Annotated in this window: 16 protein-coding genes; 8 read left to right on the forward strand and 8 right to left on the reverse strand. The window is 74.0% G+C overall.

Translation table 11 applies throughout. The annotated features are described in order from the left end of the window. Positions 1-123 precede the first annotated feature (123 nt). The 5 genes from ACZ62B_RS33165 to ACZ62B_RS33185 form a co-directional block, all read right to left on the reverse strand. Complete coding sequence (locus ACZ62B_RS33165) at positions 124-1542, reverse strand: glycoside hydrolase family 16 protein (protein ID WP_468890012.1); 1419 nt, start codon at positions 1540-1542, stop codon at positions 124-126. 346 nt (positions 1543-1888) lie between these two features. Continuing rightward, complete coding sequence (locus ACZ62B_RS33170; RefSeq protein ID WP_469693172.1) at positions 1889-3997, reverse strand: MMPL family transporter; 2109 nt, start codon at positions 3995-3997, stop codon at positions 1889-1891. 127 nt (positions 3998-4124) lie between these two features. Beyond that, the gene (locus tag ACZ62B_RS33175) at positions 4125-4796 is read right to left on the reverse strand and encodes a response regulator transcription factor (protein WP_344558662.1); all 672 of its coding nucleotides are present in this window, start codon (positions 4794-4796) and stop codon (positions 4125-4127) included. Then, entirely contained in the window at positions 4793-5989 is a 1197-nt protein-coding gene (locus tag ACZ62B_RS33180; RefSeq protein WP_344558664.1) for a sensor histidine kinase, read from the reverse strand. The genes ACZ62B_RS33175 and ACZ62B_RS33180 overlap by 4 nt, the downstream gene beginning before the upstream one ends. Positions 5990-6258: 269 nt before the next feature. After that, positions 6259-7029 (reverse strand): IclR family transcriptional regulator, encoded by a 771-nt coding sequence (locus ACZ62B_RS33185; protein ID WP_344558666.1) that lies wholly within the window; start codon positions 7027-7029, stop codon positions 6259-6261. 101 nt (positions 7030-7130) lie between these two features. Between ACZ62B_RS33185 and ACZ62B_RS33190 the strand changes: the two genes are divergently transcribed. Next, positions 7131-8468, forward strand: coding sequence for a 6-phospho-beta-glucosidase (locus ACZ62B_RS33190; protein WP_468724759.1), 1338 nt, complete (start codon positions 7131-7133; stop codon positions 8466-8468). A 176-nt stretch (positions 8469-8644) separates the two neighbouring features. Here ACZ62B_RS33190 and ACZ62B_RS33195 read toward each other — a convergent pair whose 3' ends face one another. Further along, entirely contained in the window at positions 8645-9778 is a 1134-nt protein-coding gene (locus ACZ62B_RS33195) for an ATP-grasp domain-containing protein (RefSeq protein WP_469693175.1), read from the reverse strand. Between the two features lie 237 nt (positions 9779-10015). Between ACZ62B_RS33195 and ACZ62B_RS33200 the strand changes: the two genes are divergently transcribed. Together ACZ62B_RS33200 and ACZ62B_RS33205 are read left to right on the forward strand one after the other, a co-directional pair. Continuing rightward, positions 10016-10876, forward strand: a complete 861-nt coding sequence (locus ACZ62B_RS33200) for a metallophosphoesterase family protein (RefSeq protein ID WP_382054591.1) — start codon at positions 10016-10018, stop codon at positions 10874-10876. After that, positions 10873-11550 carry a 4'-phosphopantetheinyl transferase family protein gene (locus tag ACZ62B_RS33205; RefSeq protein WP_344558674.1) on the forward strand — a complete coding sequence of 226 codons (678 nt, stop codon included), beginning with the start codon at positions 10873-10875 and terminating at the stop codon, positions 11548-11550. Before ACZ62B_RS33200 ends, ACZ62B_RS33205 begins: the two co-directional genes overlap by 4 nt. 14 nt (positions 11551-11564) lie before the next feature. Here the strand turns inward: ACZ62B_RS33205 and ACZ62B_RS33210 are convergent, their stop codons facing one another. Both ACZ62B_RS33210 and ACZ62B_RS33215 read right to left on the reverse strand, forming a co-directional pair. Next, complete coding sequence (locus tag ACZ62B_RS33210) at positions 11565-11801, reverse strand: hypothetical protein (protein WP_344558676.1); 237 nt, start codon at positions 11799-11801, stop codon at positions 11565-11567. A gap of 639 nt (positions 11802-12440) precedes the next feature. Beyond that, the gene (locus ACZ62B_RS33215) at positions 12441-13097 is read right to left on the reverse strand and encodes a helix-turn-helix domain-containing protein (protein WP_344558678.1); all 657 of its coding nucleotides are present in this window, start codon (positions 13095-13097) and stop codon (positions 12441-12443) included. 223 nt (positions 13098-13320) lie between these two features. Here ACZ62B_RS33215 and ACZ62B_RS33220 point away from each other — a divergent pair, with 223 nt between their 5' ends. From ACZ62B_RS33220 to ACZ62B_RS33240, 5 genes are all read left to right on the forward strand, one after another. Beyond that, on the forward strand, positions 13321-13980 hold the full coding sequence (locus ACZ62B_RS33220; protein WP_344558680.1) for an MmyB family transcriptional regulator: 660 nt from the start codon (positions 13321-13323) through the stop codon (positions 13978-13980). A 65-nt stretch (positions 13981-14045) separates the two neighbouring features. After that, positions 14046-15209 (forward strand): NAD(P)/FAD-dependent oxidoreductase, encoded by a 1164-nt coding sequence (locus ACZ62B_RS33225; protein ID WP_344558682.1) that lies wholly within the window; start codon positions 14046-14048, stop codon positions 15207-15209. Beyond that, positions 15206-15505 (forward strand): (2Fe-2S)-binding protein, encoded by a 300-nt coding sequence (locus ACZ62B_RS33230; RefSeq protein ID WP_344558684.1) that lies wholly within the window; start codon positions 15206-15208, stop codon positions 15503-15505. The genes ACZ62B_RS33225 and ACZ62B_RS33230 overlap by 4 nt, the downstream gene beginning before the upstream one ends. After that, the gene (locus ACZ62B_RS33235; protein ID WP_469693178.1) at positions 15495-16910 is read left to right on the forward strand and encodes an FAD-dependent oxidoreductase; all 1416 of its coding nucleotides are present in this window, start codon (positions 15495-15497) and stop codon (positions 16908-16910) included. The genes ACZ62B_RS33230 and ACZ62B_RS33235 overlap by 11 nt, the downstream gene beginning before the upstream one ends. Then, a complete protein-coding gene (locus ACZ62B_RS33240; RefSeq protein ID WP_469693180.1) occupies positions 16907-17797 on the forward strand; it encodes a dihydrodipicolinate synthase family protein in 891 nt (296 codons plus the stop codon). Before ACZ62B_RS33235 ends, ACZ62B_RS33240 begins: the two co-directional genes overlap by 4 nt. Positions 17798-17801 lie beyond the last annotated feature (4 nt).

Genomic DNA, 17801 nt, shown 5'->3' on the forward strand with positions numbered 1-17801 from the left:
CATGGTACGACGAACCCCCCACGCCCCCACACCCCCAGCCCGAAAAAAAAAAACCCCCCCCCCCCCCCCCCTCCTCCCCCCCCCCCCCTCCCCGGCCGGGGAGAGCCGGTGTGGGGGGTGGGATCAGTGGCCGAAGGTGAACCAGTTGACGTTCACGAAGTCCGACGGCTGGCCGCTGGTGAAGGTCAGATAGACGTCGTGGGTGCCCGTCACGTTGCTGATGTTCGCCGGGATCGTCCGCCAGGACTGCCAGCCGCCCGTGTTGCCCACCGCGAAACTGCCGATGGGCGCGTTGCTCCGGCTGTCCAGTCGCACCTCGACCAGTCCGCTGACGCCGGCGCCGGCACCGCTGGCCACCCGCGCGGAGAACTGCCGGGCCGGGTCCGAACCGAAGGCGACCCCCTTGAACTGCAGCCAGTCACCGCCTGCCAGCGCGCCCACGTTCTGGCCGCCGCCGGAGTCCGAGGTGTTCTCCGTCATCACGCCGCCCTGGCCGTCGTAGGACTCGGCCTGGATGGTTCCGTAGGCGTCGCGGTTGCCGGGGGTGCCGGGGTCGGGGTCACCCGGGTCGCCTCCGCCGCCGGAGGTCAGCACCTGCACGTAGTCGACGAGCATCGGGTGCCCGGGCTGGGTGCCCGCGTCCGGGCCGCCGCCGAAGGCGTCGGGGAAGCCGCCGCCCATCGCCACGTTCAGGATGATGAAGTAGCCGTGGTTCGTCGCGTTCGTCCAGGTCGTCGCGTCGACCTGGTTCTCCCGCACGGTGTGGAAGTTGTCGCCGTCGAGGTAGAAGCGGATCTCCTCCACGCTCGTCGAGCGGTCCCACTCCATCCGGTACGTGTGGAAGCCGGCCTGACAGGTCGTGCCCCGGCAGGTGGTCGAACCGCCGATGCCGCTGGTCTCGTTGCACGGGCCGCCCGGTGAGGTGCCGCAGTGCATCGTGGCGAACACGGTGTTGTTGCCCTGCGTGTTCTCCATGATGTCCAGCTCGCCGACGGCGGGCCAGTTCCAGTAGTTGCCCCGGTAGGGGGAGCCCAGCATCCAGAACGCCGGCCAGTAGCCCTTGGCGGCGGCACCGGTGACGTTCGGCACCTGGATGCGGCCCTCGACGCGGAGCTTGCCGCCGGCCGGGGGCTGGAAGTCGGTGCGCCTGGTCTCGATGCGGCCGGAGGTCCAGTTGCCGGAGGCGTCGCGGCGCGGGGTGATGCGCAGGTTGCCGTTGCCGTCGAGGGAGACGTTGTCCGTGTCGGACGTCATCGTCTCGATCTCACCGGTGCCCCAGTTGGCGGGGCCGCCCGGGTAGCCCTTGCCGGTCGCGTACTGCCAGTTGGAGGTGTTGACACCGCTGCCCGCGGAACCGTTGAAGTCGTCGGCGAAGACCTGGGTCCAGCCCGACGGCGGAGGCGGCACGGACGCGCTCGCGGACGGACTCGCCGCGGTCGCGGCGCCCGCCGCGAGGGCGAGCGTGCTGACGACGGCGAGGACCGCCCGCCGCAGCGGGCGGGGTCTGCGGAGCGTGCGGGGGATGCCGGAGGTGTCACTCATGTGGGGATGCCCTCTCGGGTTCGGATGCCGGTGGCTTGAGAGCGCTCTCAAAGTGACGCCAATGTGCTCTGCGCCTCGGGCGCCGTCAAGAGGTGTAACCGAGAAAGTCCTTACGGGCGCGGAGAGTTCACGTTCCGAATTGACGCGAATCCGGGCAAGAGGATGTGTGGGCGTCGGATGGGCGCGACGCCGGGGAGTGTCCCGGGCGCCGAGCCCATCGATCCGTTCGACTGTTCGGGGGCGAACGGGGGTCTGGGGGCGGAAGCCCCCAGGAAGGGAAGGGGCAAAGGTGGCGAACTCCCGGCGCTCCGTCGGGTGAGCGGTGCCGGTCGGTGCGTGCGGACGCTCACACCCCCGTCGGCACACGCGGCCGGGGCGCCTCCGCAGGCTCCTCGTGGAGCCCGAAGCGCTCGTGGACCCGCCGCAACGGCGCCGGAGCCCACCAGGCGCGGCGCCCGAGGAGGGACATGGTGGCCGGCACCAGAAGCATGCGCACGACGGTCGCGTCGATGAGGACGGCCAGGGTGAGCCCCAGACCGATCTGCAGGATGGGCGAGAAACCGCCCGTCATGAACGCGGCGAAGACGACCGCCAGCAGCAGCGCCGCGCACGTGACCACCCTGCCCGAGCGGCGCAGCCCGTCCACCACGGCCTCCGCGTCGTCACCGGTGCGCTCCCGGGCCTCCCGCATCCGGGCCAGGATGAACAGCTCGTAGTCCATGGCCAGTCCGAACGCGATCGCCACGATCAGCGGCGGCGCCGTGAGACTCAGCGAGCCCAGCCCCTCGGCGCCCAGCAGCCCGGCCAGATGACCGTCCTGGAAGACCCACACCACCGCACCGAGCGCGGCGCCCAGGCTGAGCAGCGTCGTCGCGATGGTGCGCAGCGGCAGCAGTACGGAACCGGTGAACGCGAACAGCAGTACGAAGATGCCGGCCAGGACGGTCACGGCCGCCCACGGCGCCCGCTCGGCGAGCATCTCGCGGAAGTCGACCAGCCGGGCCGCGGGCCCCGTGACCTCGACCGGCTCGTCGCCGCGTGCCTCCCGCACCCGCTCGACCAGTTCGGTCGCCTCCGCGCCGTCGGCCTCACCCGGCGGCCGGATCTCCAGGACCGCGGCCCCGCCCGGCAGTTCACGCACGGCCGTGCCCGGGGCCAGCGCGCGGATCCTGTCGACGGCCGCGCCGTCGGCGCCGGGCCGGACGACGACGGTGACCGGCGTGACCCCGGTCCCCGGCGGGAAGTGGCCGCCCACGGTGTCGTGCAGCTGCCGGGCCTCGGTGTCCGCGGGCAGTTGCCGCGCGTCCCCGAGGGTGATCTTCATCCCGGCCGCCGGCACCGCCAGGACCAGCAGCACCGGGACGGCCACGGCCAGTACGGCGATCCGGCGCCGGGCCGCGAAGCGGGCGATCCGGGCGAAGAGCCGGCCCTCCTCGCCCTCCGGCCGGTCCTTCGCCGGGGCGATCCGCCCGCCGAACCGGGCCAGCAGCGCGGGCAGCAGGGTGAGCGCGGCCAGCATGTCGATGACGACCACGGCGGCGACCGCGAGCCCCATGCTGCGCAGGAACACGCTCGGGAAGATCAGCAGCCCGGTCAGGCTGACGGCCACCGTGAGCCCGGAGAACAGCACCGTCCGCCCGGCCGCCGCGACCGTGCGGTGCACCGCCTCCACGACGTCCTCGGTGTGCCGGCGCTCCTCCCGGAACCGCACCAGCAACAGCAGGGCGTAGTCCACGGCGAGCCCGAGCCCCAGCATCGTCGTCACCTGGATCGCGTACACGGAGATGTCCGTGACCTCGCTGAAGAGGAACAGCGCCAGGAAGGCCCCCGCGATCCCGCTGACCGCGACGACCAGCGGCAGCAGCGCGGAGCGCAGCCCGCCGAACACCACGAGCAGCAGCGCCAGCACCACCGGCAGGGAGATCAACTCCGCGTTCTTCACGTCCTCCTGGGCCCGCTCGCCGATCTGCTGCCCCAGCAGCGGGCCCCCGCTCACATGGACGTCGGGGGCGTCGATCTCCCTGATCCGCTCGGCCGCCGCGTCCAGCGTGCGCTCCTCGGCGTCGTCGTCCAGACCGCCCTCGAGCGTGACGGGGATGATCAGCGCCCGCCCGTCCTCGGCGGTCAGACCGCGCGTGGTGTACGGGTCGGGCACGGCGGCGACCCCGGCGACCGTCCGCACGTCGGCCACGGCCCGCTCGACCTCGGCGCGCAGCTCCGGGTCCGAGACGGCGGTGCCGGCCACCACGCCGGTGATCGACTCGCCCGCCGGGTCCACCCGGTCCAGGTACCGGGCGGCCGACTCCGACTCGGTCCCGGGTACTTCGGGCACGTTGTCGGAGAGCCGCGCGAACACGCCCGTCCCCAGTCCGAATCCCAGCAGCAGAAAGAGCCCCCACAGGAGCATCACGGTCAGGGGGCGGCGGGTGGCCGCCCGGGCGAGTGCGGAAAGCACGGTCCCTCCCGGCGAGTTGGTTCTCCGTCGCCTCCCAGACTCGTGCCGCGGGGCGGTGCGCCGGATCGCCCGGGGGAGCGGTTTGCGGCCCTCGCCCGTACGGGGGAGACGGCCCCCCACTCACTCCTCAGGGGGAGCCGGGGGCGATCAGGCCCGTCTCGTACGCGCAGATCACCGCCTGCACCCGGTCCCTGAGACCGAGCTTGCTCAGCACGTTGCTCACATGGGTCTTGACGGTGTGTTCACTGACGAACAGGGCCGTCGCGATCTCCGCGTTGGACAGTCCCCGGGCCAGCAGCCGCAGCGTCTCCGCCTCGCGGGCGGTGAGCGCGTCCAGCCGCCGCGGGGTGGCGGCCTCGGCGGCGGCCCGTTCCCGGCGGCTTTGCACGATGTCCGCGACCAGCCGCCGGGTCACGGCCGGGGCGAGCAGCGAGTCACCGGCCGCGACCACCCGCACCGCGTGCACGAGGTCGTCCCGGCGGACGTCCTTCAGCAGGAAGCCGCTGGCACCCGCGTACAGCGCCTCGTACACGTACTCGTCCAGGTCGAACGTGGTCAGCATGACCACCTTGCAGCCCGACCGCGCGCACACCCGGCGGGCCGCCTCCAGGCCGTCCATGACCGGCATGCGGATGTCCAGCAGCAGTACGTCCGGGGCGTGCCGGCGCACCGCGGCGACGGCCTCCTCGCCGTTCCCGGCCTCGGCGACCACCTCGATGTCGTCCTGGGCGTCGAGGATCATGCCGAAGCCGGCCCGGACCAGCTCCTGGTCGTCGGCGACGACCACCCGGATGCTCATCCGAGGGCCCCCTCCCGGTCGGCGGCCACCGGCAGGCGTACGACGACCCGGAAGCCGCCGTCCGGGCCGCTGCCGGTCTCGGCGCTGCCCCCGCAGGCGGCGGCCCGCTCCCGGATGCCGATCAGTCCGTGTCCGCCGGCCGGCGTGGGGGTGCCCCGCCCGTCGTCCGTCACCGTGAGGGTCACCTGGTCCTCCGCCCAGTCCAGCTCCACCACCGCGTGGGAGGCACGGGCGTGCTTCACGGTGTTGGTGAGAGCTTCCTGGACCACACGGTAGGCGGCGACCTCGGTGTCCGAGGACAGCGGGCAGGGTATGCCCGTGGTGCGCAGTTCGGTGCGCAGCCCCGTGGAGTCCCGCACCTGGCCGACCAGCAGGGGCAGCGCCGCCAGGTTCGGCTGCGGCAGCCGCCGCGCGGCCTCGTCGTCCGGCCGTTCCTCCTTCAACACGCCCAGGATGCGCCGTAGTTGGGCCATCGCGTCCCGTCCGGTCGCCGCGATGGTGTCGAACGTGGCCTCCGCGCGCTCCGGATCCTTGCGCACCACCACGGGCCCGGCCTCCGCCTGCACCACCATCAGGCTCACGGCGTGCGCCAGGATGTCGTGCATGTCCCGGGCGATACGGGAGCGTTCCTCGGCGCGGGCCCGCGCGGTGTCCGCCGCCCGCTCCCGTTCAAGCCGGCGGGCCCTGTCCTCCAGCTCGGTGGTGTACGCGCGCTGGACCCGGGCGAGCACCCCGAGGGCGTAGGCGCAGACGAGGCCCATCAGGTGGAAGGCGTACTCGAAGGGCTCGTCGTCCGCCTGGTGCTGCATGGTCACGACCACTCCGATCATCCAGCCCGTGAGCATCATCCGGCGCTGCCAGGGCTTGCCCAGGGCTGCCAGGGTGTACAGGACGACCATCCCGCCGTACATCACGTCCGGCGGGGGAGCGTGGTACAGCGCCTGCGCCGGGGTGGCGACCGACACGGCCCACGCGGCCGTGCAGGGTGCGCGCCGCCGCCAGACCAGCGGTACGGCCGTGGCGGCACCGAGCAGCCAGCCCTGCCAGGTCAGCCGGTCGTCTCCCTCGTCGGGGAAGACCCACTGCAGGGAGACGGCGAACAGCACGAGCGCGGCGAGCGCCGTGTCGAGGGCGTACGGACTCGCCGTGCGCCAGCGCACGACGACCGGGGCGAGAGCGGACCGGAGGGACATGAGCGGCTCCTCGGGGCGGGGGCCGTACCAGTATCACGAGAGTCCGGCAGCCCGGTCCTCACCGGTGAGAGGGATTTCGCCGCGGCTCCGGACACGCGCGGAGCGGGACGATCCGCCGCCCCGGCCCGCACGACCGCCCTCCGGGGCCGCGGAGAAGCGGCGGACGGGAGAGCGCGGGAGCCGGCCGGGGCGGGACTGCGGGAACGCGAGGAGCGGCAGGTGTCTTCGTGGGCGCCGGGGCGGCCGGGCGGTGGGACGGGAGCGGGGAATCAGGTGTCCTCGGCGGGGACCGGAGTGGGCGGGTGCCAGCCCAGGGCCCTGGAGATGCCGCGGGCCGCGAGGCGCAGGGCCGGGGTCAGGGCGGGGACGCGGGCACCGGAGTGGGGCACCACGACCGACACCGCGGCGGTGACCGTGCCGTCGGGGCCGCGCACGGGCGCCGCCACCGACAGCGCGTCCGGGGTGACCTGGCGGTCGCTCACCGCGACGCCCGAGCGCCGTACCTCGGCCAGCGTCCGACGCAACAGCTCCGGTTCGGTGATCGTGTACGGGGTGAAGGAGGCGAGCGGGCCCGCGCAGTACTCCTCCTGGAAGCCGGGGTCGCCGTGCGCGAGCAGGGCGAGGCCCACCCCGGTGGCGTGCAGCGGCCAGCGGGCGCCGACCCGTATGTGCACGCCGACCGACGAACGCCCCGACAGCCACTCGGTGTAGACGACCTCGCCCCCGTCGCGCACCGCCAGCTGCACGTTCTCGTGCGTCGCCTCGTACAGGTCCTCCAGGTACGGCAGCGCGACCTGCCGCAGCGCCGGCCCGCGCGGGGCGAGCGCGGCCAGCTCCCACAGCCGCAGCCCGACGTGGTACGTCCCCGACGCGTCCCGCTCCAGCGCGCCCCACCGGGCGAGCTCGCCCACGAGCCGGTGCGCGGTGGTCAGCGTGAGCCCGGCCCGGCGGCTGATGTCCGTCAACGTCAGCGCCGGGTGCGCGTGGTCGAAGGCCGCGAGCACGGACAGCAGACGGTCGGGCGCGGAACGGCTGGTCATGTCCGGCTGTCCTCCGGCGGGTCGGGTCGGCGGAGCGTACCCCGGCGCGGTCGCGCCGCGAGTAGGGTCGTCCCGGTTCGTCGTGGTGGGAAGGTGCGGATGTGAAGCTGACGATTCTGGGCGGTGGGGGATTCCGCGTGCCGCTGGTCTACGGGGCGCTGCTCGGGGACCGTGCCGAGGGCCGGGTGACCCGCGTCGTCCTGCACGACGTGGACGCCGGGCGGCTGCGCGCGATCGCCCGGGTGCTGGCCGAACAGGCCGCCGGTGTCCCCGACGCGCCCGGGGTGACCGTCACCACCGACCTCGACGAGGCGCTGCGCGGCGCCGCCTTCGTCTTCTCCGCGATCCGCGTGGGCGGCCTCGAGGGCAGGGCGAACGACGAACGGGTCGCCCTCGCCGAGGGCGTGCTCGGCCAGGAGACGGTCGGCGCGGGCGGCATCGCCTACGGCCTGCGCACCGTGCCCGTGGCCGTCGACATCGCCCGGCGGGTGGCCCGCCTCGCCCCCGATGCCTGGGTCATCAACTTCACCAACCCCGCCGGCCTGGTCACCGAGGCCATGTCCCGCCACCTCGGCGACCGCGTCATCGGCATCTGCGACTCACCGGTCGGCCTCGGCCGCCGTGTCGCCCGGGCGCTCGGCGCGCGGCCGGGGGAGGCGTGGATCGACTACGTCGGCCTCAACCACCTCGGCTGGGTGCGCGGTCTGCGGATCGCCGGCCGCGACGAACTCCCGCGCCTGCTCGCCGACCCCGTCCTGCTCGGCTCCTTCGAGGAGGGCAGGCTCTTCGGCACCGACTGGCTGCGGTCCCTGGGCGCGATCCCCAACGAGTACCTGCACTACTACTACTTCAACCGTGAGGCCGTACGCGCCTACCAGGAGGCGGAGCGGACGCGGGGCGCGTTCCTGCACGACCAGCAGGCACGGTTCTACGCCGGGGTGACCGGCCCCGACGTCCCCGCCCTGGACCTGTGGAACCGTACCCGCGCCGAACGCGAGGCCACCTACATGGCCGAGAACCGGGAGGCGGCCGGTGCGGGCGAACGCGAGGCCGAGGACCTGTCCGGCGGCTACGAGGACGTGGCGCTCGCCCTGATGCGGGCGATCGCCCGCGACGAACGCGCCACCCTGATCCTCAACGTCCGCAACCGCGGCACCCTGTCACCCCTGGACGGGGACGCCGTCATCGAGGTCCCCTGCCTGGTGGACGCCAGTGGCGCGCACCCGGTCTCCGTCGACCCGCTGCCCGACCACGCCACCGGTCTGGTCTGCGCCGTCAAGGCCGTCGAGCGCGAGGTGCTCGACGCCGCCCGGTCGGGCTCCCGCGCGACGGCCGTCAAGGCGTTCGCGCTGCATCCGCTCGTCGACTCCGTGAACGTGGCCCGCCGTCTCGTCGACGGCTACACCGCCGTCCACCCCGGCCTCGCCTACCTCGGCTAGCCGGCACGGCACACGGCTTCGGGCCGGCCGGTCGCCCCCCGTGACAGCGGCCGACCGACCCGAGCCCCCCGTTCCCCCGTGCTTCCCCCCGGCGGCTTCCCCAAGTCGCCTTCACCATCAAGAGCACGCGGCCCGGCCCCTGATACACCCCTGGCGGAAATTCCCCGAAAAAATTTCTACGTGCGCGCCCCGGTCGCCGTCCGCGGCTCCACGGACGCGGCCGGAGCCGGTACGGCATCCAGCGCGGGCGCGGTCGTGGGCACGTCGGCACGCTGCTGCGGCAGCGTCACCGGCAGCAGCGGACGCGGACCCGACACCACCGTGTAGTCCTGGCCCAGGAACGGCGGCGCCAGCTCGCCCGGATCCTCGCCGAGCGCCAGCCGCACGGCGGCCCACGGGGCGTTCACCCCGCACAGCGACAACTGGTGCAGTCCGCCCGCCGGCCGGGTGTTGACGTCCATGAGCACGGGCCGCTCGCCCAGCATCCGGAACTGGATGTTGGACAGATAATGCAGTCCGAAGCCCTCCGCGATCCGCCGGGCCGGCTCCAGCCACTGCTCGTGCAGCGTGAAGCCCCTGCGCCGGCCGTTCTTGGTGCGCCCCACCGCCAGCCGGACCCGGTTGTCGGTGCCGGTGAGACAGTCCACCGACACCTCGGGCTGCTCCAGCCGGGGCATCACCAGCCAGTCCACCGGCCCGTCGGCCTCCCGCAGGGCGTCCAGCACCGGACCGAGCGGCACGTACGGGCTCGGGAAGCCGCTCAGCTGGGTGAGCGAGAAGGGCGCGCGGGTGATCACGCGGAAGCCCACCCCGCCCGCGCCGGAGGCGGGTTTGAAGCAGGCCCGGTGTCCGCCCGCCTCCAACTCGTCCACGGCCGCGACGAGTTCCTCCGCACTGCGGACCCGCCACCACGGCGGCACGGGCACCCCGATCGCCTGGACCGCCTCATAGGCGATCACCTTGTCGTGGAACACGGCCACCGCCTCGGGCGGCGGCGCGAGCAGCGCCGTACCGACCGCCTCGAACTCGGTGCGGTGCGCGACGATCGCCGCCTGGTGCAGCCGGGGCACGAACACGTCGATGCCGCGCCGCTCGCACTGGGCGAGCGCGTACTCGACGTACGCCGCCGGGGACAGCCCCTCGGGCTCGAGTTCGGCGGTGTCGGCGGCGGCCAGCACGGGGGAGTCGGGGTCGCCGTGGGTGGCGTGGATCTCGACGGCCCGGTCGCCGGGGTTTCTCCGCAGCTGATCCATGAAGAACACGTTCTCCGCGTACGTGCGGTTGAGCCAGACGCGTACGCGAGAGATCATTCAGGCCGCCTTCCGGGGCTCGCGGGCAGGGCTCGGTGGCCCGTTGCCCGGGCAGGAGTATGGAGGGTCACCGAACCGTCCTGTGTGAAGGATGTTTCACGACGGTGGTGATGGGGCAGATCATAGGGCTTCGACAGCCGTTCCCGTACCACACACGGGTGACGGGTCGTGCTTGTTCCGGCGGCACGGATGTGATCTCGTTCGTGAGGGCGTGTGTGACGGCTGAAGGGGAGACGGGTGATGTCGGGGACAGGCGGCGGCGGACAGCTGTGGGCCATCAGCGACCTGCACATCGGCTACGCCGAGAACCGTGCCCTGGTCGACGGCATGCGGCCCGAGTCGGACAAGGACTGGCTGCTCGTGGCCGGTGACGTCGCGGAGACCGTGGAGGACGTCCGCTGGGCCCTCAAGACCCTGGCCGGCCGGTTCGCCAAGGTCGTCTGGGTGCCCGGCAACCACGAGCTGTGGACCCATCCGAGCGACCCGGTCACACTGCGCGGCGTCGCCCGCTACGACCACCTGGTCGAACAGTGCCGCGACCTCGGGGTGGTCACACCCGAGGACCCCTACCCCGTCTGGGACGGCCCCGGCGGCCCGGTCGTCGTCGCACCGCTGTTCCTGCTGTACGACTACTCGTTCCTGCCCCCCGGGTGCGCCACCAAGGAAGAGGGACTGGCGTACGCGCACGGCACCGGGGTCGTCTGCACCGACGAGCACCTGCTGCACCCCGACCCGTACCCGACCCGTGAGGCCTGGTGCCGGGCCCGGGTCGACGAGACCGGGCGCCGGCTGGCCGAGGTGCCGGACGGACTGCCGCTCGTCCTGGTCAACCACTGGCCGCTGCACCGCCATCCGACGGACGTCCTGTGGTACCCCGAGTTCGCCATGTGGTGCGGCACCGCGCTCACCGACGACTGGCACCGGCGGTTCCCCGTCCACACCATGGTCTACGGCCATCTGCACATCCCCCGGACCACCCGGCAGGACGGCGTCCGCTTCGAGGAGGTGTCGGTGGGCTACCCGCGAGAATGGCGCAAGCGGGAACAGCCGCCGGGGCGGCTGCGCCGGATCGTGCCGGGGGAGGACGAGGGACGATGATCGAGGAACTGCTGCCGCAGACGGTGGTCACCGTCGAGGCCCACGGCGACGAGGGCGTCGACGCCCCGCTGTATCCCGAGGAGGAGGCGCTGATGGGACGCGCCGTCCTCAAGCGCCGCCGGGAGTTCACCGCCGTACGCTCCTGCGCCCGCCGCGCCATGGACAAGCTGGGCGTGCCCGCGCAGCCGGTGCTGCCCGGTGAACGGGGCGCCCCCGTCTGGCCCGACGGGCTGGCCGGCAGCATGACCCACTGCCAGGGCTACTGCGCCGCCGCCCTGGTGCGCACCGTCGACCTGGCGTCCCTCGGCATCGACGCGGAGCCCCACGCTCCGCTGCCCGAGGGCGTCCTGTCCTCCGTGGCGCTGCCGCGGGAGGCGGCGCGGATCGGCGCCCTGGCCGAGGAGCTGCCCGCCGTGCACTGGGACCGGCTGCTGTTCAGCGCCAAGGAGTCCGTCTACAAGGCGTGGTTCCCGCTCACCGGGAAGTGGCTGGACTTCATGGAGGCCGACCTCGACCTCTTCGCCGACCCCGGCGACCACACCCGCGGCGGCTTCCGGGCCACCCTCCTCGTCCCCGGCCCGCGCGTGGGCACCCGAGTGGTCGACCACTTCACCGGCCGCTGGATCACCCAGAAGGACCTGGTCGCGACGGCGATCGCCGTCCCGCACAGCTGAGCGGGACACCCCTTCTACGGCTCGGGGTGCCAGTCGCGCAGCATCCGGAAGAACACCTCCTCGTTGCCGGCCAGGCCCGCCCGGGCCAGGGCGGTCTCCGCCTCGGCGAGCACGGAGGGCGGCACCATCGGGGGCCCGACGGGCCCCGGCGGGCCCGACTGGGTGTCGAGGGCGGCGCGCACCGTGTGCAGCAGCCGTAGATAGGCCTGGACGGCGGTGCGCTCGCGGTCGGTCGGTACGGCGGTGGACATCGCCCGGCTCTCCCCGTGTCGAGATCGGTCACACATCGCCTCCAGCTTGCCGCCCACCACTGACAATCGGATCCCACCGGGGTCCGGTCCGCCCGCCCGGCGGGCACGCACGCCGGGGCGTACCCGCCCGGCCCTGCGACCCCGGACACCCCGACGACGCCTCGCTCCCGTCCTGCCGGACGTTCCGGTCTTGTCGGCTGTTTCCGTCCTGTCGGGCGTTCCCGTCCTGCCGGACGTTCCCGTCCCGTCGGCCGTTCCCGCCGCACCGGCCCGCGTGGCGGCGGACCGGCCGCCGGATCCGGCACCCGCCGGGCGGTGGCAGGCCGGAGGACCCGGCCTTCTTCTCCCCGGCGAAGCCGAACCGGGTGTGCGCGGCGGCCTTCGGGACGGTCGTCCGCGGCGGCCGGCCCGCACGTGCCGGCTCGTGCCCAGGATCACCGACCGGTGGCCCGGCACCGTGCGTTCCTCGATCACGACGAGATCCCGGCCCGCCATGCCGGGCCACGGCCCGCTCGCCGTCCCGGACGGGAGGACCGCCCCACGGAACGGCACGGGCCGGCCGCGGCGCCTGCCCACCGCCTCGCGCGGAGCCGCGTACGGATCGGCCGGCCGAGCCGGGAAGCGTCGGCCCCGCCGGGGTCAGGACCTGGGCCGCTGGACGCTCTCCAGGAGCATGTCCAGCCACTCCGCGACCTTGTCGCGGTGCTGGTCGGTGGGCAGCTGGGCGGCCCGCCAGGCGATCCCGCGCACCCCGTGGTCCTGCAGCAGCCGCTCCAGCGGGTCGTCGGCCGGTGCCGCCGCCGCCCGCTCCCGGTCCGCGAGTTTCTGCAGCAGCTCCTGCTCGGTGTGCTGGAGCGCGCCCGCGAGCGCCTCGGGGTCCTCGGCGGTGAGGAAACCGGCGTGCACCCGGAAGAACCGCTGGATGGCGTCGCAGTGCTCCATGGTCGGACGCCGGTCGCCGTTGATCAGCGCACCGGCCTGCTGCCGGGACATGCCCGCGCCGTCGGCGATCTCCTGCTGGGTGTACTTGCGGCCGTTCGGCTTCAGCCGGGTGCGGCGCAGCAGGTCCAGCCGCTGCACGAACCGCGCCTGCACATCGGGCTCGCCCGCGGACCGGCCGCTCAGCAGCGCCTTGACCACGGGCTCGGGGACACCGGAGGCGGCGGACAGCCGGCCGACGCCGAAGACCTCGGCGTGCGCCACGCCGAGCCGGTCGGCGAGTGCGGTGACGCGGGCGACGACGGCCGGCAGCGCGGTCGTCGGCGTGGCGCCCGGACCCTCGAAGCCACCCGTCACCGAAAGATCTCCTACGTCTCTCACAGGCTTCTCACAAGCGATTGCCGTGAACTTCACGGAGACTAGCCGTTGCCTCGAACCCACATCCAGGTCTCGCCACAACTGTGGCCAATTTCAGCCGTCAACCGGCATGAAATGCCACGATAGTTGACACACCTCGCGTGCGGGCAGCAGGATCGGGGCGCCGCGTCAGGGCCGCACAGGCAAGAGGGGTGACCTCCCGATGGCACATCAGGCAGGAGGGCAGCGGCCGGTACCGCGGCCCGTCCCCGGGACTCCCGAGGCCCGGGCCTATCTGCGGGACTACGCCGTCCTCCTGGAGGCGGTCCCCTTCCCCTCCCTGGTGGTCGACCACCGCTGGGACGTGCTGCTCACCAACACCGCTTTCCGGTCGCTTTTCCAGGACGTCGAGCCGCACCCCACGGCCCTGCCCGCCGACAACTTCCTCCGGTTCGTCCTCTTCCACCCGGACGCGGCCACGGTGCTCGGCGACCACGAGTCGAGCTGGTGCCTGCCGATGCTGGCCCACTTCGCCGAGACCGTCGAGCGGTACGGCCACGACCACGGCCTGGCGGCCATCCGCCGTGACATCGCCCAGGACCCCATCATGGAGGCCGCCTACCGGCACGGACTGCCGCACTGGCTGCGGGCCGTCGGCGAGCAGGCCGCCGAACACGACGGCGCCGTACGGCCGTTGCTGCACCCCGACCCGCGCTGGGGCGCCACGGACTGCCGGATCGTCGCGGAGACGACCCCGGCCCTCCAGGACATGGACTGCACCCGGCTGACGCTGGTCCTGCGCGAGGCGCGCCGCGCCCCGTCCGGGGAGCGCGGGCACCGCCGCGCCGCCTCCCACCTGAGAGTGGTCCGCTCCGCCGACTGAGGCGGCCCGTCGCCGACGACGTCCGCCCTCTTCCCCGCGACAGTGCCGTGTGACATATTACTGACGTGAGCGAGCCGCTGACCTGCGATGTCGTGGTGGTGGGCGCTGGGATGACGGGCGCCGCCTGCGCCCTGTACGCGGCCCGGGCGGGCCTCGCCGTGACCGTGGTGGACCGGGGCCCCGTGGCCGGCGGCACGACCGGCGCGGGCGAGGGGAACCTCCTCGTCTCCGACAAGGCGCCCGGCCCCGAACTCGAACTCGCCCTGCTGTCCAACCGGTTGTGGGCACAGGTGGCACAGGAGTCGGGCAGGTTGGTCGAGTACGAGGCCAAGGGCGGACTCGTCGTCGCCGAGACCCCCGAGACGCTCGACGGGCTGCGGAGGTTCGCGGACACCCAGCGGGCCGCCGGGGTGACGGCCGACCCCGTCCCCGCCGACCGGCTCCACGACCTGGAACCGCGTCTGGCGCCCGGCCTCGCGGGCGGCGTGCGCTATCCGCAGGACGCCCAGGTGATGCCCGCCCTCGCCGCCGCCCACCTCCTGCGCGCCTCCGGGGCCCGGCTGCTCACCGGCCGCGAGGTGACCCGGGTCCTGCGCACCGCCGGCGGCGCGGTGCGCGGGGTGCGCACGGACCGCGGCGACCTGCACGCCCCCGCCGTCGTCAACGCGGCCGGCACCTGGGGCGGCGAACTGGCCGCCCGCGCCGGGGTGTCCCTGCCCGTCCTGCCCCGACGCGGCTTCGTCCTGGTCACCGAGCCACTGCCGCCCCGTATCCGGCACAAGGTGTACGCCGCCGACTACGTCGCCGACGTCGCCAGCGACTCGGCGGCACTGCAGACCTCCCCGGTGGTGGAGGGAACGGCCGCCGGGCCGGTGCTCATCGGCGCCAGCCGGGAACGGGTCGGTTTCGACCGGTCCCTGTCCCTCCCGGCGGTGCGGGCCCTGGCGGCGGGGGCGACCCGCCTGTTCCCCTTCCTGTCCGGCGTACGGGCCCTGCGCGCGTACGCCGGCTTCCGGCCGTATCTGCCCGACCACCTCCCCGCGATCGGTCCCGACCCCCGGGCGCCCGGACTGTTCCACGCGTGCGGCCACGAGGGCGCGGGCATCGGACTGGCCACCGGCACCGGCCTGCTGATCGCCCAGGCACTGACCGGAGGGACACCGGAACTGGACCTCACCCCGTTCCGGCCCGACCGCTTCCCCCGCACGACGAAGGAGGCCGAGCAGTGAATCCGCTGGAACTCGCCGGGGCGGGACCCGGACCCGCCTTCGAGGTCACCTTCGACGGGCGGCGGATCGAGGCGCTGCCCGGCCGGACGGTCGCCGCCGCGCTGTGGGCCGCGGGCGTCACCTCGTGGCGCACCACCCGGGGCGAAGGGCGCCCCCGCGGGGTGTTCTGCGGGATCGGGGTGTGCTTCGACTGCCTGGTCACCGTGAACGACCGCCCCGACCAGCGGGCCTGTCTGGTCCCGGCCCGGCCGGGCGACGTGATCCGCAGCCAGGAGGGGACGGGCCGTGCGGACTGACCTCGCGGTGATCGGCGCGGGCCCGGCGGGACTCGCCGCGGCCCTCGCGGCGGACCGGCGCGGTCTGCGGGTCGCCCTGTTCGACGCGGCTCCGGAACCGGGCGGGCAGTTCTACCGGCAGCCCGCCGCCGGACTCCGCGCGGAACGCCCCCAGGCCCTGCACCACCAGTGGCGCACCTGGACCCGGCTGCGGGACCGGCTCGCCGCGAGCTCCGTGCGCGTGCTGGGCGAGCACCATGTGTGGTGCGTGGAGCGGACACCCGACGGACCGGTCGTGCACGCGCTGCTCGGACCGGAACAGGAGAAGCCGGCCGAGGTGCGCGCCACCGCCGTACTGCTGGCCACCGGCGGATACGAGACCGTGCTGCCCTTCCCCGGCTGGACCCTCCCCGGAGTCGTCACCGCGGGCGGCGCCCAGGCCATGCTCAAGGGCGGACTCGTCGTACCGGGCCGGACCGCCGTCGTGGCCGGGACCGGGCCGCTGCTGCTGCCGGTGGCGACCGGGCTCGCGGCGGCGGGCGTACGGGTCGCCGCGCTGGTGGAGTCAGCGGACCCGGGCCGCCTGCTGCGGCACGCCGGAGCGTTGGCCGGCAAGCTGCCCGAGGGCGCCGGGTACGCGGCCCGGCTGCTGCGCCACCGCGTACCGTTCCTCGCCCGCCACACCGTCGTCCGCGCCCACGGCGACACCCGGCTCACCGGCGTCACCGTCGCCGCCCTGGACGCGCACGGCCGCGTCCGGCCCGGCACCGAACGCCGTCTGCCCTGCGACACCCTCGCGGTGAGCCACGGCATGCTGCCGCACACCGATCTCGCCGGGAGCCTCGGCTGCCGCCTCGACGGACCCACCGTGGCCGTCGACGCGGAACAGCGCACCGACGTACCCGGTGTGTGGGCGGCGGGCGAGGCCACCGGTGTCGGCGGGGCCGCGCTCGCGCTCGCCGAGGGGCACATCGCGGGCCGCTCGATCGCCGCCCGGCTGCGGGGCGCCGTGCCCGACCCCGGTGAGTGGGCCCCGGCCGCCAGGGCCCGCGCCCGGCTGCGCGGATACGCGGCCGCACTCGACGCCGCCTACGCCCCGCCCGCCCACTGGACCGACCGGGTCACCGACGACACCGTGGTCTGCCGCTGCGAGGAGGTCACGGCGGGCACGGTCCGCGAGGCCCTCACGTTCGGGGCCGGGGACGCCCGCACGGTGAAGCTGCTCACCCGGGCCGGTATGGGCTGGTGCCAGGGCCGGATGTGCGAACCGGCGGTCGCCGGGCTCGCCGGACGCGAACCCGTCCCGTCCCGACGCCCGTTCGCCCGGCCGGTGCCGCTGGGCGTACTCGCCGGACAGCACGAACAGCACGAACAGCACGAACAGCACGAACAGCACGGACAGCAGACCGAGAGAGGACCCTCATGACCGACCACCGTCCCTGGCGCGGCGTCCTCGTCGCCACCGCGCTCCCGCTGAACGACGACCTCTCCGTGAACCACGACCGCTATGCCGAGCACTGCGCCTGGCTCGTGGACAACGGCTGTGACGGCGTCGTACCGAACGGATCCCTCGGCGAGTACCAGGTGCTCACCCCCGAGGAGCGCGCCCGGGTCGTCGAGACGGCCGTCGCCGCGATCGGCGGGGAGCGCGTCGTGCCCGGCGTCGCCGCCTACGGATCCGCCGAGGCCCGCCGCTGGACCGAGCAGGCGGCCGAGGCCGGCTGCCGGGCCGTGATGCTGCTGCCGCCCAACGCCTACCGCGCCGACGAGCGTGCCGTCCTCGCCCACTACGCCGAGGTCGCCGCGGCCGGACTCCCGGTCGTCGCCTACAACAACCCCGTCGACACCAAGGTCGACCTGGTGCCGGAACTGCTCGCCCGGCTGCACGGCGAGGGGTACGTCCAGGCGGTCAAGGAGTTCTCCGGGGACGTCCGCCGCGCCTACCGGATCGCCGAACTCGCCCCCGAACTGGACCTGTTGATCGGCGCGGACGACGTCCTGCTGGAACTCGCCGTGGCCGGTGCCAAGGGCTGGGTGGCCGGTTACCCGAACGCGCTGCCCCGGTCCTGCGTGGAGCTGTACCGCGCCGCCGCCGGCGGCGACCTCGACACCGCGCTGCCGCTGTACCGGCAACTGCACCCTCTCCTGCGCTGGGACTCGCGGGTGGAGTTCGTGCAGGCGATCAAGCTGTCCATGGACCTCGTCGGCCGCCACGGCGGCCCCTGCCGCCCGCCCCGAGTCCCGCTGGAACCCGGTCAGGAGGCGGCCGTCCGCGCGGCCACCGAGAAGGCCGTCGCGGCCGGACTCACGTAGGGAG

This window comes from Streptomyces sp. NPDC053426 (assembly GCF_055585405.1).

Coding starts and splice junctions, on each gene's coding strand:
- ACZ62B_RS33210 (WP_344558676.1), bottom strand. CDS start 11,801: ATGTCCACCGCCGTACCGACCGACCGCGAGCGCACCGCCGTCCAGGCC.
- ACZ62B_RS33175 (WP_344558662.1), bottom strand. CDS start 4,796: ATGAGCATCCGGGTGGTCGTCGCCGACGACCAGGAGCTGGTCCGGGCC.
- ACZ62B_RS33185 (WP_344558666.1), bottom strand. CDS start 7,029: ATGACCAGCCGTTCCGCGCCCGACCGTCTGCTGTCCGTGCTCGCGGCC.
- ACZ62B_RS33240 (WP_469693180.1), top strand. CDS start 16,907: ATGACCGACCACCGTCCCTGGCGCGGCGTCCTCGTCGCCACCGCGCTC.
- ACZ62B_RS33195 (WP_469693175.1), bottom strand. CDS start 9,778: ATGATCTCTCGCGTACGCGTCTGGCTCAACCGCACGTACGCGGAGAAC.
- ACZ62B_RS33180 (WP_344558664.1), bottom strand. CDS start 5,989: ATGTCCCTCCGGTCCGCTCTCGCCCCGGTCGTCGTGCGCTGGCGCACG.
- ACZ62B_RS33220 (WP_344558680.1), top strand. CDS start 13,321: ATGGCACATCAGGCAGGAGGGCAGCGGCCGGTACCGCGGCCCGTCCCC.
- ACZ62B_RS33165 (WP_468890012.1), bottom strand. CDS start 1,542: ATGAGTGACACCTCCGGCATCCCCCGCACGCTCCGCAGACCCCGCCCG.
- ACZ62B_RS33205 (WP_344558674.1), top strand. CDS start 10,873: ATGATCGAGGAACTGCTGCCGCAGACGGTGGTCACCGTCGAGGCCCAC.